This window comes from Mucilaginibacter pineti (genome assembly GCF_900101875.1).
GTDB lineage: Bacteria > Bacteroidota > Bacteroidia > Sphingobacteriales > Sphingobacteriaceae > Mucilaginibacter > Mucilaginibacter pineti.
Genome location: NZ_FNAI01000004.1, coordinates 288,318 through 302,833 on the forward strand (window position 1 = coordinate 288,318; position 14,516 = coordinate 302,833).

The 14,516-nt window shown below is 43.3% G+C and carries 9 protein-coding genes; 1 reads left to right on the forward strand and 8 read right to left on the reverse strand.

Features of this window, described 5'->3' with window-relative positions; translation table 11 throughout:
* Nucleotides 1-26: 26 nt before the first annotated feature.
* From BLS59_RS11825 to BLS59_RS11845, 5 genes are read right to left on the reverse strand one after another with little or no spacing between them, the layout of a single operon-like run.
* Nucleotides 27-1,067: a family 16 glycosylhydrolase gene (locus tag BLS59_RS11825; RefSeq protein ID WP_091149468.1), complete on the reverse strand. Its 1,041-nt coding sequence runs from the start codon at nucleotides 1,065-1,067 to the stop codon at nucleotides 27-29.
* Between the two features lie 4 nt (nucleotides 1,068-1,071).
* Nucleotides 1,072-1,968: a PKD domain-containing protein gene (locus tag BLS59_RS11830; protein WP_091149471.1), complete on the reverse strand. Its 897-nt coding sequence runs from the start codon at nucleotides 1,966-1,968 to the stop codon at nucleotides 1,072-1,074.
* Nucleotides 1,969-1,985: 17 nt separating this feature from the next.
* Nucleotides 1,986-4,076, reverse strand: a complete 2,091-nt coding sequence (locus BLS59_RS11835) for a PKD domain-containing protein (RefSeq protein WP_091149473.1) — start codon at nucleotides 4,074-4,076, stop codon at nucleotides 1,986-1,988.
* Between the two features lie 25 nt (nucleotides 4,077-4,101).
* Complete coding sequence (locus BLS59_RS11840; RefSeq protein ID WP_091149475.1) at nucleotides 4,102-5,619, reverse strand: RagB/SusD family nutrient uptake outer membrane protein; 1,518 nt, start codon at nucleotides 5,617-5,619, stop codon at nucleotides 4,102-4,104.
* Between the two features lie 20 nt (nucleotides 5,620-5,639).
* On the reverse strand, nucleotides 5,640-8,966 hold the full coding sequence (locus BLS59_RS11845; protein ID WP_240315224.1) for a SusC/RagA family TonB-linked outer membrane protein: 3,327 nt from the start codon (nucleotides 8,964-8,966) through the stop codon (nucleotides 5,640-5,642).
* A gap of 197 nt (nucleotides 8,967-9,163) precedes the next feature.
* On the opposite strand from BLS59_RS11845, the gene BLS59_RS11850 reads away from it, so the two are divergent.
* Nucleotides 9,164-12,091 (forward strand): ligand-binding sensor domain-containing protein, encoded by a 2,928-nt coding sequence (locus BLS59_RS11850; RefSeq protein ID WP_091149477.1) that lies wholly within the window; start codon nucleotides 9,164-9,166, stop codon nucleotides 12,089-12,091.
* 108 nt (nucleotides 12,092-12,199) lie between these two features.
* Here the strand turns inward: BLS59_RS11850 and BLS59_RS11855 are convergent, their stop codons facing one another.
* The 3 genes from BLS59_RS11855 to BLS59_RS11865 form a co-directional block, all read right to left on the reverse strand.
* Nucleotides 12,200-13,171 (reverse strand): quinone oxidoreductase family protein, encoded by a 972-nt coding sequence (locus tag BLS59_RS11855; RefSeq protein ID WP_091149479.1) that lies wholly within the window; start codon nucleotides 13,169-13,171, stop codon nucleotides 12,200-12,202.
* Nucleotides 13,172-13,244: 73 nt separating this feature from the next.
* Complete coding sequence (locus BLS59_RS11860; protein ID WP_091149481.1) at nucleotides 13,245-13,829, reverse strand: Crp/Fnr family transcriptional regulator; 585 nt, start codon at nucleotides 13,827-13,829, stop codon at nucleotides 13,245-13,247.
* Nucleotides 13,830-13,887: 58 nt separating this feature from the next.
* Entirely contained in the window at nucleotides 13,888-14,439 is a 552-nt protein-coding gene (locus BLS59_RS11865; protein WP_205411250.1) for a dihydrofolate reductase family protein, read from the reverse strand.
* Nucleotides 14,440-14,516: the final 77 nt, after the last annotated feature.

The following is a 14,516-nucleotide window of genomic DNA, read 5'->3' on the forward strand; positions in this document are numbered from 1 at the left end:
ATCAGACAGATGGTATTGGGCCGCTATTAATTACCGGTTAACCTTATGTAATCAATTTCCATAGTACCGCTGGTAAATGCAGGATCAACTGCTCCCCCGAAAGTACCGCCCATTGCTACGTTTAAAATGATAAAGAAATTATGGTTAAAAGGTACCGCGCTGCTGTTGGCAAATGTGAAATACACATTGCCATCCACAGACATTTTTATGGTGCTTGGCGACCAATCCAGGGCGTACACATGAAACTGCGTTGTAGCATTTTCAATAACGATTGTTTTACCATTGGCATTACCGCCCGAGTGGCCCGGATAATGGAACGTACCGAAGATCCGGTTAAGGTCGTTACCCTTGTGTTCCATAATATCCATCTCGCCGCAGGCCGGCCACGGGTTGGTTGCAAAATCATCACCAAGTGTCCATATAGCGGGCCATGTACCGCCACCGGCAGGCAGCTTAGCCTTAATTTCCAGCTTACCATATTTAAACGAAAATTTACCTTTTGTAAGCATCCTGGCCGATGTGTAAGCACTGCCACCGAAGTTTTCCTTTTTAGCGGTTATTTTCAACGTACCGTCTGATACAATTACGTTATCGCTGCGGTTGGTGTAATATTCCAATTCGGAATTACCCCAGCCATTATCGCCGGTACCTGTATCATAAACCCATTTTGTTGGATCAGGTGCGCCGGGCGTGTTAAACTCGTCAGACCAGGTTACAGTTTGTGTTACCGTGACTATTACCGATGTGGATTTCGACAGCGTTGTACCGCCCGAACCTTTAGCCACTACGTTAACCGTATACGTACCCGATGCCAGATATTTATAAGTTACCACACCCGATGGTACAGTTTGATAAGTGCCGTCGCCAAAATCATAGTCATAGCTAACCGCGTTATTCGCCGAAGCTGTGAACACAACATTGCCACTATTATCAGTATTAACCGTTGTATTAATGCTGAGATTTGTGGGTGCAACATTAGTGTTTGCTGCACCATCGCTACCACTTTTTTTGCAATTGGCGAATACTGATACCAGCATCGCTAAAAAGGTTATTCGTAGATACTTCATTTTATTATTTTTTTACTTGTAATTTCTGATACCAGGCCAGCTTATCAATACCAATGTTTCTTAACGTTATGGTGTTGTCTGTATAGGCCATGATCTCGTAGGCTGTACCGCCGGTACCGAAGTTTATTAATCCGTTACCAGGAACTACGAATTGTATGCGTGTTGAGTTTGCACTGGTTGAACCTGATGTGGCATTCATGAAGGCCAGCTTTTTAACGCCGGTTTCATCTATATCATAACAGTTATCACCACCCGATTTACCGTAGAAAGCAGTAGCCGCCGCGGTAAAGAATGAAGCGCCTTTATTATCTATAGACATGGTGATGCCGTTACCTACCTTGGTAAACGTAATTTCATCATCATATAAACATGCAGCACGCTCATTTGGCGCAGCCGAATAATAATCAGACTGGTACGTATCCGCCGGACCAACACCTACGTGGCCTACAGTTTCGTTTGCAGTTTGCCACACTTTTGAGGCATTACCGGTTAGCGCTGTCATCATTGCTTCGGGGATGGTAAAATCAACAAAAACAGTAATTTTTTTACTGACGGTTGATGATGTACCACCGGTGCCCACTGCGCTTACGGTAATGGTATAATCAAATGTACCCGGGCTGGTGTAGCTATAATTAATGGTGCCTGCAGGTTCCATTATAACGTGACCGTCGCCAAAATCAACCTTATAAGTTATGGCGTTTTGGGCTGCAAGGGTAATGGTCACAGCGCCGTTGCCCGTGCCATTTGGCGTGGCATCGGTTACACCGGCAACTTTTGCTGTTAAGCTTACATCGGTTGGGGTTTTTATATCACCAAATGAATATTTGGTTTTTGTACAGCTGCTTAAATTAATAACAGCGGCCATAAAAATGAGTGCGATTGCTTTTATATTAATTTTCATGATCAATATTTTTGAAATTAATTAAGTGTAATATCATCAAACAGCCAGGTATAATTTGCAGATCCATCTCCCATGGTTCCGTTATCAAATATGAGTACTACTTTCTGGTATGATTTTGACACATCTACGGCGCTGTAATCAAACGTAAGCAGTTCCCATTCGCCGGCTTTGGCGGTGGTTACTTCTTTCTCATAGCTGGTATTACCGTCTGTTAAGTTCTCTACCTTTAACAATACCTTAGCGCCTACCCTTGGTGAGTAAACCTTCATGGTAAACGTTTTCTTTGTCGAAAAATCAATAGGGCCAGGCATGGCAATATAGCTGCCGCCATAGGTTGCGCCATTACTTTTTACCATTTGGCCAACCTTGGTGCTGGTATTAATACCTGTAGCGTGCGGATTGTTGATGATTGTAACTCCACCGCCGTTAAAATCGGTAAAGGTATAATCAATTATAGCCGATTGGAAAGTAAGCGGGAACCCCAAAACGGTAGGCTCTACATTTCCCAGGAATTTAACATCGTCCCAATAGAATTTTTTGCCGGAGCCCGCTACATTAAAATCAAAGAAGATGGAAGCCTTATCATAAGTAACCGCGCTGTTAAATGCCGGGGTACCCGATGCAGGATTGCTAAAATCAAAGGTTAATGTTTCCCATGCGTTTGCAACCGTGGTATTAACATCCGTTTCTACCGCTTTGGTGCCGTCGGTATGGTCTTCCAGTTTCAGTTTGATATCCAAACCTGCTGCTGGCGAATAAACACGCACGCTCATTTTCATGGCACCTGCGGCCAATGGTACTTTAGTTGCAAAGCCTAAATTTGTACCGATGGTAGTACCGGCCCATGTTTGCGCACCACTTGGTTTGGTGGTTAATTTTACTTTGTTGGTAGCATTTGTTGGGTCGACAGCCTCGGCGGTTACGTTATTACCAAAATCAATTACCGAGTAATCAACATTGGCTTCGTCAAACGTAACAGGCAGGCTGATCTGTTTAATGGCAACTACCGTTTGCAGGTCGTCGGCGTAATAAGCCTTACCATCGCCGGCTACGCCAAAGTTGAAGAAGATAGACGCTTTATCATAAGTATATCCCGCGTTTAAGGCCGGTGTACCTGCTGCCTGGTTGGCAAAGTCAAACACCAGCGTTTCCCACTTATTGGCTACGGTTGTTTTAACATCAGTTTCAACGGCGTGTGTACCATCGGCATGGTCTTCAATTTTTAGTTTGATATCCAGACCTGCCGCCGGTGAATAAACGCGAACGCTCATTTTGGTAGCACTTGCACTTAGCGGAATTTTGGTTGCAAAGCCCAGTGCGGTACCAATAGTGGTTCCGGCCCAAACCTCTGAACCTGCGCCCTTAATGGCTTTCAACACCTTGTTGGCCGGGTTTGCCGGATCGACAGCTACAGATGATATGTTACCGCCAAAATCGCTCATGGTGTAATCGTAGTTAGGGTCATCAAACGTAACCGGCAAATCTATCTGCTTGCCAACTTTAACGGTTTGTTTTACCTCGGTTGTTGCAGCACCACCGCTTAAGGCTACTACTCTAACTTCATAAGTACCCGCGCTTGTATAAGTATGCGTTATGTTCTGTCCCTGCAAAACCGAATGTGATGGTTCTGGTGAGGTTGAAGTTGAATCACCATAGTAAACTTTAAACAGCGTTTCATAATCAGCAGTAGCCGAAACGGTTACGGTTAAGCCGCTGGTAGTAATAGTAGGCTCAACGTTCTCGGGCGCTTTAAATGAAACGGTTAATGGCTGCGTCATTTCGGCGGTTTTTCCTGTAACATTATGGGCTACTATTTTAACCGTGTATGAACCCTCGGCATAGGTATGCTGGGTATTTTTACCTGCATAAACCTTTGCTGGTGTGCTGCTGGCATCGCCATAATAAACATCGTATACCGATGCGCCTTCGCCATTTGGCGTAATGGTTACCAGGCCCGAGTTATCCTGTGTAATGTTATACATTACCGATAGTTTGGCCGGGGCAGTAGCGCCATTTATAAAAGCCGTATCGGTATAGGTTTCCTTTTTACAGCCCACAATAACAGCGAGTAGAAATGCTATGCTAAAAATATATTTTATTGCATTCATGATCTTTAATTTTAATGGTTAATGATTAGTATCCCGGATTTTGCGCTAACCCAGAAACCTGCACTTCTAACTGCGGAATAGGGAATACTTCATTTTTACCCGTTTTAAACCCTGTAAGTTTTGTTGCTGCCTGCCCGGTTCGCACGAGGTCAAAAAAGCGATCGCCCTCCATAGCCAGTTCCAACCTTCTTTCATCCCAGATGGCTTGTTTTAAGGCAGTGCCGGTTACAGTAACCTGGTGGTTATCATCCTGAAATGCACGGTGGCGCACCTGGTTAATATAGCCTTGCGCTTTTGTATCATCGGGGGCGCTTGCACGATTGTTGGCCTCGGCAGCCATCAGCAATACTTCGGCATACCGGATGGTCCTGAAGTTATTATCATAGTTCAGCTCCACTTGGCCGGATGTTTCGCCTTTGTATGGCAAATACTTTTTATTGTAAAAACCGGTATTGCGGTATGGGGCCACCTGGTAATCGATATTCCAAGCCGGAGGGGAATTTTGCTTGTAGGCTTCCATGTTAAATACCGTAGCATCTTTACGCTGATCGCCGGGGGCGTAAGCTGCTGCCAATTCCTGTGTTGGCATATCGGTGCTCCAGCCTGCTGCATATGGGGTTGTACCGCTTATACCACGCACACCGTTTTGCTGTACGTTATAATTACCCTGTCCGCGTGTTGTACCGCCCCAGTTGTAGTACGGCGAACCGTTGGAATACTGAATTTCGAAAACAGATTCCGGACCATTTTCGCCGGCAAGTAAAAATATCGAATCGAAGTTCTGAACTAATGTAAATGCGCCCGATGTAATTATCGGCTCTAAAATAGCTTTGGCCTCATCAAACTTACCTTCATACAGGTAAACCTTCCCTAATAATGCCATAGCAGCATATTTGGTTACTTTACCCGGTTGCGCCTGTACAACAGCCACTGGTGGCAATACGGCAATAGCACTTAGTAAATCTGTTTCAATTTGTTTGTAAACATCGGCTTTAGGGGCTCTTTTAAGACTCCTTGAATCGCTTAAGCCTAAACGCTTATCGGTAAATAAAGGCACATCGCCAAAAAGCTTAACCAATGTAAAGTAGTAGTAGGCGCGTAAAAAGGTAATCTCGCCGTACAGGGCGCTTTTACCCGCGAAATCAACAGTTTGGCCTGCCAGGTTTTTATCCTTGTATTGCGTTAAATAATTGGTGCGGTTTATGCCTTCATAAGCAACCTGCCAAAGGTCTGTAAGGGTACTGTTCGTAGCATCCAACGTATAATCGTCCATTTGCTTTAATGACGCCACATCATTAGGACCTTCGCCGGCACTTACCGAATTGTCTGAAGCGATATCGCCGGTAGGTACAACCTGATTTAGCCATTGTAGCGGTGTGTAAGCGCTGACGGTCATGGTACGATAATCGCTTTCTGATTTCAAATAATCCAGCTCGGTGATCTTAAACTCATCATGCGGATCATATTGTATGAATTTTTTGCATGCTGTAAGCGCGGTTAGTAACACTACCAGGCCCATTAGCTTTATGTATATCTTTTTCATTTTAATAGCTATTTAAATGATTATAATTTAATATCAAGCCCAACAGAATAAGTTCTGGCTATAGGGTATGCACCACGGTCAATACCGCTCTCCAATATTCCACCTGGTATTTCAGGATCAAAACCGGAGTATTTGGTAAGGGTGAGCGCATTCCTTACCTGTGCAAACAGCCGTACCGATTTAAAGGTGTTTTTGATAAGTGATGTTGGGAAATTATAACCCAGTTGCAGGTTTTTAACCTTCACAAACGTGCCGTTCTCTACATATCTGTCGGATACGCGGGCGTTATTGTTGGCATCATCAAACGAGTTGCGCGGATAACGGGCATCATTGGTGCTTCCGGGTCCGGTCCAGCGGGCTAAGATGCCGCGGAATTTGTTGGTGTAGGTACCGTTACGCTCGTAGGCGCGGTAAATATCGCCACCTATCGAGGCGTAGGTAAACGCGGTAAAATCGAAGTTTTTGTAGGAAAGGTTCAAATTCCAGCCGATGGTGAACTTAGGGAATGGATCGCCTATTTTGGTTTGATCGGCAGATGTTATCTGGCCATCCTTGTTTACATCTACATAACGGATATCTCCCGGCTGGGCATTGGCCTGTGTTGGTGCAGCGGCAATTTCGGCAGCGGTTTGGAACAAGCCGTCTGTTTTATAACCATAAAAATAGCCCGGGGTAAACCCTTTTTCAAATACAGTTACCGTTTGCGATTGGCCGTTAAAATAACTGCCGCCCACAACCCTCGCGGTACCATCTGTGTTGGTTGCTGTTACTATGTTTTTAGCAGTAGTAAACGTAAACGAGTTGCCAAGTTTAAAATCCTGATTTACGGTTTCGTTGTAGGTTAAGGTAATATCAACGCCATTGGTTTTGGTTGAACCTATGTTGGCATCAGGGATTGGTACTGTACCCAGGTATAAGGATGCTGATGGTTTAAACAAAAGCCCTTTTACCTTTTTTTCATAATAATCTGCTGATAGGGAAAGTTTTCCTTTTAACAGGGTGATATCAAAACCTATGTTTGATTGTGTTTGTACTTCCCATGCAAGGTTTTTATTTTCTGCCGATGCAACTGTTGAACCGGGATAAAATACATTGCCATAGGTGTAACCGTTGCTATTGGCTGTTGGGCCATAATCCGGGCCGCCGGTAACGATCTGTACAGATTGTGGTGGCGTATTTTCGTTACCCGAGGTACCGTAACTACCTCTTATCTTTAAATAATCAATGAATGACACGTGGAAAAAATCCTCATTGGTTGCAACCCAGCCCAATGAACCTGCATAAAAGTTTGCATATTTATTGTTGGCGCCAAAAGCAATAGAACCGTCGCGACGGCCTGAAAATGAAGCTAAATAAGTCCCTTTGTAATCATAATTTAAACGTCCGAATAGTGAATTATTTGTGTGAAAACCCTGGTAGTAATATCCACCTGCCGCTGTAAGGTTATCGGCATTATTGACACCTGTGGCAGCGGTATAGTCTGCAAATTGCCAAGAGTTAAAAGGAACATCCTGCCTGTTTGCACCAGCAGAATTGTTAGTTGTTTTGGCCATAGAAAAACCAACAACGGTTTCAAAGTGATGATCTTTGAAAACATCGAAATTGTAATTGCCAAATGTTTCCCAGGTGTAATTGTAATTACTGTCTTTTGCCTGTGCTACGCTATTATGCGCGCCAATAACCGTTGTGCCATCGGCCTTCATGGTGTTGTCAACATTGTTTGGCCCGTAAAACACAAGCGGTGTAAATGTTTTAGAGGTGGCATCGTATTTACGGTAACCGTAGCGACTGGTTAGTGTAAGTCCTTTTATTACCTGGTACTGCAACTCAAACTTACCATATAGCTTATTACCTGAGTTTTGATTGTAAGTATTATCCAGCTTGGTAAGCGGGTTATAAATTTCAGACAGAATAGTATTACTAAAACCGTATTTACCCGGTGTGCCTGCAACATTATTTAAAACAGGTACAGTTGGGTCGAAATTCAAGGCACTGCCCAGGATGCTGTTAAATGAGTTTTCCTGAATGCCTTTTGAGCTAAGGATAACATCTGTAGCGTTTACAATGAATTTTACCTTTGAACTCAAATCGAAGGTTAGGTTGGCTGTAAAGTTACCCCTGTTATATCTCGATTTATCATAACCGCCTACAATACCACCCTGGCTGGTGTAACCGGCGCCTAAAAAGTATTGCATTTTATCGCTGCCGCCGGTAGCAGATAAGTTGTGAACCTGCAATGGTGCGGTTTCAAATACCTGATCCTGCCAGTTGGTACCAACGCCAAGTTTAGTAAGGTCGGGAAAAACCACATCGCCACCTGCTGATACGCTGGCTTCATTAATTATAGCGCCATATTCGGTTGCGTTTAACACGCCTACTTTATGAGCTACTTCCTGCACACCATAATTAGCATTCAATGAAATAACCGTTTTTTGATTTTTTTTGCCCGATTTGGTAGTTATCACGATAACCCCGTTACCGCCCTTAACACCATATATGGCAAGCGTGGCGGCATCCTTTAATACGTTTACCGATTCTATATCATTTGGGTTAATGGAGTTAAAATCAACCTGATCCTGCGGCGATCCGTCGATCACAACCAGTGGGGCACTCCCTGTAAATGATGGGATCCCCCTGATAACAAGTGTTGGTTGCGAACCGGGTGAACCACCCTGGATGACAGTTACGCCAGACGCGCGTCCTTGTAAGGCATCGTCTAAACGTACCGGTGCCGCCTTTGCCAGATCGGATGCTTTAACGGTTGATATAGCGCCCGAAACATTAGTGATCTTTTGTGTACCGTAGCCCATCACTACTACTTCATTCAATGCACTCGCCGGACTATCTTCCATCGAAAAATTCACTTCACCGGCTTCGGTCACCTTCTTTTCAACAGTGGTAAGGCCAATAAAGCTTACTACTATGGTTGCGCCACCTTGCGGCACCGACAGGCTGTAAAAGCCGTTAACGTCGGTTAGCGTACCTGTGGCTGTGCCTTTAATTTTTACAGAAGCGCCGGGTAATACTTCTCCTGTTGCTTTTGATGTTACTTTTCCGCTTAAGCGAAGGTTTTGCGCAAAGGCCCCGTTCACAAAGCACAAAAGCAAAGCGATGCCCAGACAAAACTTGAGTTTTAATTGCATACTATGGTTTAATTTTGGTTTATAATTAAGTTTATTAACTGCCAATGCCGGTAGCTGAGCCGCATTTACAGGCGCGCCATTGGTAAGCGCTAAAGCATGTATTTTCAGGGTGGAAATTCCGGGGCCATGCTGGTCCTTATTCCGCCCAGATACATGCAACTGCGGCTGTTTAAAAAACAGGCTGCAGTACAGTATTCTGTACACATATACATAATAGTTTTTTTAATGAAAGTTTATTTGCCGAAGCATTGGTTTATGAAATCAAATGTATGTTTAGGTTTATCAGAAATGAAATATCGCACTACATCACTACCACACAGTTTCAAAATTTCGTAAATTCATTATTATAAGCCTTGTTTAGCTGCATAAAAATGATGTAGCTTAGCCAATACCGCCTAATTATGCCGTTAAGAGCCTTTTTATTTGTAATTGTGATACTTGCCAACGTGCAGGTTTTGTTTGCGCAGGCCTACATCGGACAGCGCGAAACTATTAATTATGAAAAAAAACAGTACAACGCGGGCACCCAAAACTGGAAAATTAAACAGGATGCGCAAGGTCGTATGTATTTTGCCAATAACGAGGGCGTACTGGTTTACGACGGCGCTTACTGGCAGCTTTATCCCCTGCCTAATAAAACCATTGTATGGTCAATTGAATTTGGAAATGATAAAAGATTGTATGCCGGCGGCCAGGACGAAATAGGTTATTTTTCGCCGGACAAAAACGGATTGCTGACTTTCACTTCCTTAAAAAATCTGCTGCCCAAAGCCGATCAAAAATTTTCAGATATATGGGATATCGTTTGTAATGATGGCGATATATTTTTTCGCTCGCGTACCCGTATTTTCAGGTACAGCAATAACCAGATAACTATTTATCCCGCATATTCGGCATGGTTGTATATGGGGCTGCATCAAAAACAGCTGATAGTGCACGATGAGCAAAAGGGGGTACTTGTTTATAAAGATGGCAGCTGGGAAACCCTCATTGCCAAAAGCCTGCTACCTAATGGCTTTTATATTACCAGCATATCGCCTTTTAATAAAACATCAAGCCTCATTACTACCGCCAAAAACGGGGTGTTCATTTTAACCGGTAACCAGCTAAAACCCTGGGTATTTAATGGCCTTGGGATAGATAACGGTCAGCATTTTTCCAATGCGGTTCAGTTAGATGCTAATAGCTTTCTTATCAGCACTTATTCAAACGGTATTTACCAGGTAAACCGGGATGGTACCGTTGTTGATAATATCTCCAAAAAAGATGGCTTGCAAAACAGTAATGTGCACACCCTGCTTATGGATAATAACCATAATATATGGCTGGGACTTGATAATGGCATTGATTTTATAGCCTACAATAATGCGGTTAAGCACATAAACCCCACAGTTTTTAAGGATGGCGGCGGTTTTTCTATGGCAATGTATAAAAGCAGCCTTTACTTCGCACTATCCAACGGTATTTATCAGTTACCGATAAATCCCATTGCCGATCTGAGTTATACACGTAATAATTTCCGGAGCCTGTCTGAAGGCCTATCATGGAATTTATCGGTTGTAAATGGCAGTTTACTGGCGGGAAGCGATGATGGTTTTTCGGAGATAAAGAACGACAAACTTGTCCCTGTTGATAAAAGCGGTGGTTTCTGGCTTTTTCATTCGCTATCGAAAAAAGCGGATAGCTCGTTAATCGCAGCCGGTAACTATTATGGCGTGCGCCTGTTTGAGCATAAGGACGCTGCCTTTATTGATAAAGGCAGTGTCGGCAATTTTAAAGAGTCGGCTCGTTACCTGGAGATCGACAGTAATAATACCATCTGGACATCGCACCCCTATCGCGGCGTTTATAAGCTGAGCCTTAACAGCCAGCAGGCAAAAGTGTATACACAAGCCGAGGGCTTGCCATCAACCCTCAACAATTTTGTTTTTAAGATCCGTAACCGGGTGGTTGTAGCTACCGAAAAAGGTGTGTATGAATACAACCGCAAAACCGACAGGTTCATGATCTCGGCCGAGTTTAAAAGCATTTTTGGCACCCGTAGCCTGCGCTACCTAAAGCAGGACCCAGCGGGTAATATTTGGTTTGTGCAGGGTAAAAGTATGGCCGTGGTTGATTACTCGCATCATAAGCCCAACATTATCAATTTCCCCGAGTTAACTGGGCGTATCTTGAGCGGCTTTGAAAACGTGTATCCAATAAACGACAACAACGTTTTTGTAAGCGGCGAAAATGGCTTTTATCATATCAACTATGCTAAATACAAGGAAAATATCCACCCGCTGCAAATTTATATCAGGAAGGTAAAAGCCATAGCCAATACAGACAGCCTGCTTTTTGGTGGCTACTTTGGCCATGTGAATGACGATGGCCGGCAATCGGCAGCCAGCACGCCATCATTAAGCTACTTATGGAATTCCCTGCATTTTGAATACTCATCGCCCATTTTTGAGGAACAGTCAAATGTAGAATACAGTTATTTCTTAGACGGATTTGATAAGGAATGGTCTGATTGGTCGAAAAAATCCGAAAAGGACTATACTAATTTACCAGCAGGCAATTACACCTTTAAGATAAGGGCGCGCAACCATCAAAATAACGAATCGCCGGTGAGCACATATTCGTTCACCATTAATCCACCCTGGTACCAAACCTTGTGGGCTTATGGCATTTATATATTGCTGGTAATTTCCCTGCTTTATTTTTTTTATAAGCTGCAGGAAAAACGCCATGTACGCAACCAGGAAAAAGAGCTTTTACTACAGCGCCAAAAGAACGAGGAAGAACAAAAACGTATGGCTTACCTTCACCAGTTGGAACTGGAAATAGCCGAAACCGAAGTTGTTAAACTTCGCAATGAAAAGCTGGAAACTGAAATTGAATACAAAAACTCCGAACTGGCATCGGCAGCGATGAACCTGGTGCAAAAGAAAGAGTTTTTGTTAAAGGTAAAGGAAGAACTGCAGCGCCTCAACAAATCCGGCCAGGACATGGTAGATGCTGTAGAGATTAAAAAGATCCTGCGTCTTTTATCAGAAGAGAAAAAAATAAACGAAGAGTGGGAGCAATTTTCGGTACACTTTAATAAGGTACACGCCGATTTCCTTACCGTACTTAAAGAGCGCTACCCTACCATTAACCAGCAGGAACTTAAATTGTGCGCCTACCTGATCATGAACCTATCCAGCAAGGAAATTGCCCAGCTGATGGCCATATCTGTACGCGGGGTAGAAATAAGCAGGTACAGGCTCCGTAAAAAACTGCTTATTCCAACAGAGGTAAACCTTTTCGAGTTTTTATTTGATATTCAGCGGGAAATAATGAAATAGGGCGACGCAATTTGTCGCAAACAAAAAACCCTTCAAAACTTAACTTGAAGGGTTTATAGCAGTATATTTCCTTTATCTCCAGAATAGAAATCCTGACTTTAAAAACGTTTAAATGGTAACCACCAGCCGCTGCCCGTTTGCTACTTCCAGATTCCATAGCTCAGCGATGTTTTCCAGCTTTACGGAGGTGGTTTCCACTTTTAGCCTGCCTGTTGCCGCCAGACGAAACATCTCTGGCAAGATCTCGCTAAAAAGCAAACCAACCTGCTGTTTGGACCATGCACCCAGGCCGGAACCTGTTAACTGCAGATCAACACTACGGAGATTTGCCGCGGATAATTGGATAACATCGCCCGTCATACTGCCTACAGATACGTATCTTATTTTATTGGTAAAGGAGCCTTTGCCTTTTAGGCAGGGCAGTATCATTTCGGCAGTGTGTCCCCATAGATAATCAACGATGATATCAATAGGCGTTTGTGAATGGATTGCGGCAATCTGTGCTTTAAAACGCTCATCGTCCTGCATTACAGATACGATCTCATCGGCACCCAGTGATAAAAGATCATTGAGCGAAGTTTGGTTTCTGCCGGTTACAATTACTCTTTTTGCTCCGTAATGTTTGGCTATCTGCACCGCAACGCGCCCTGTAAAACCCGTGGCCCCATTTATAAACACCACATCGCCGGGCTGAATGTCTGCTTTAAACTTAAGCCCCATTGCCGCACCGATAACGGCATTTGGCAAAGCTGCCGCTGTAGCATCATCTACCCCATCCGGCAGTTTTACAATCCGGTCTTTTTCTATAGTTGCTTTTTGAGCCAGCGTGCCGCTTACGCCCATGCCGTATACTCTTGTGCCATCCTTCAGCAGGCAAACGCCATCGCCGCCAATTACACGACCGTTTTCCTGCGGTGCATCGTTTGAATAATGCTTGCCGGCTGCCCGTACCTTATCAAAGTGTTTAATGGCTACTGCTTTTACCGTAACCAGCACTTCGTCGCCGTTTTGTGCTACCGGTTCCGGAAAATCTACATATTGGGGTAATTCCCCTTTTTGATATATTACTGCTGCTTTCATTTTCTTTCCTTTTTTTGTGTAAACAAAATTAGATCAGGAAGCAGTCCCGTAACGATAACATATGTTATCAAGTTTAGAAATGTAACTTACCTTTTGCCAGTTTACTTTTAATACGGCTCAGGTGTACGGCACTTACACCCAGGTAAGAGGCAATGTAATGCTGCGGAACCCGCAGTACAATATGCGGCCGTTCGACTAACAGGTTGTTATAGCGCTGCTCGGGCGTATCGCGGATGAAGGAAACAAATTCATTGATGTAATGCGTTTGTCTTTGGGTAAACATTTTTAACACAATTTGCAAAAAATCCGGTTCGGCACTCAACTCGGCCATCAATTGAGTAACGTATTCCCTCGGCAGCAGGTAAATAACCGATGGCTCAATGGTTTCTATGCTAAATACACTCGGAATATTATTAACAAAGCTATCGACCGAAAAAAGCCCTTCATTTTCGAAAAAGAACTGGATAGTTTTATCGTCGCCGTTATTATTAAAAAAAGCCCTTACGCAGCCTTTCTCAACAAAAATATAGTTCTGCGATATTTTGCCCTCGTAAAGCAAAATGGTTTTTGCCGGTACTTCCAGCCGTTGCTGAAATTCCAGATACTTATCCCAATAGGGATTTAATTGCGGAAACTTATCTCTGAAATGAAATAGCATGGTTGTTAAATGATATGGTAAGGTTACTTAATAACTACTACATCAGCCGGCAAAAATGTTATTTTTTTATTTCGTAACAGAGTTCTACCATACCACTACTGTGGGCCGTAACGTTTTTTAGATGTAACGCTTTTTCTTGTCTTATTTGATCAAAAAACGGTATTCCATCACCTAAAATAATGGGTAGAATTGATTGCCTTATTTCGTCAGCTAAGTTTAAACGGATGAAATCTCTGCTAAGTTCAGCGCCACCTACAAGCCAAACATTTTTATAATTCGGTTTTAACCGTTCATTCACAAGTTTGTTTAAATCGCCCGAATAAGTTTCGATATTCTGCCTGTCAACGGGCAGTTCTCTATGAGTTAATACAACAGTGGGCACATCTCCGTAAATCCATCCATAGGATTTTGAAAGCTCCAAGGCGTGTTCATATGTCCGGGAACCCATTATATAACAGTCTATCTTTTTAAGAAACTCCGCCGCCTCTTGCTCCGTAATGTTAATTCCGTTCTCGTAGCTATCCGATGTTTCAAACCACGAAATGCTATTGTCTTTTTTGGCAATATAGCCGTCAAGACTCGAAACCATATGTATTGTTAAGTTAAACATATTTCTCGCCGCTAAGTACTATTTGCAAATGTACGTGATAAACTAAAAAAGAAAAGCCCGGCATCTCTGTCGGGCTT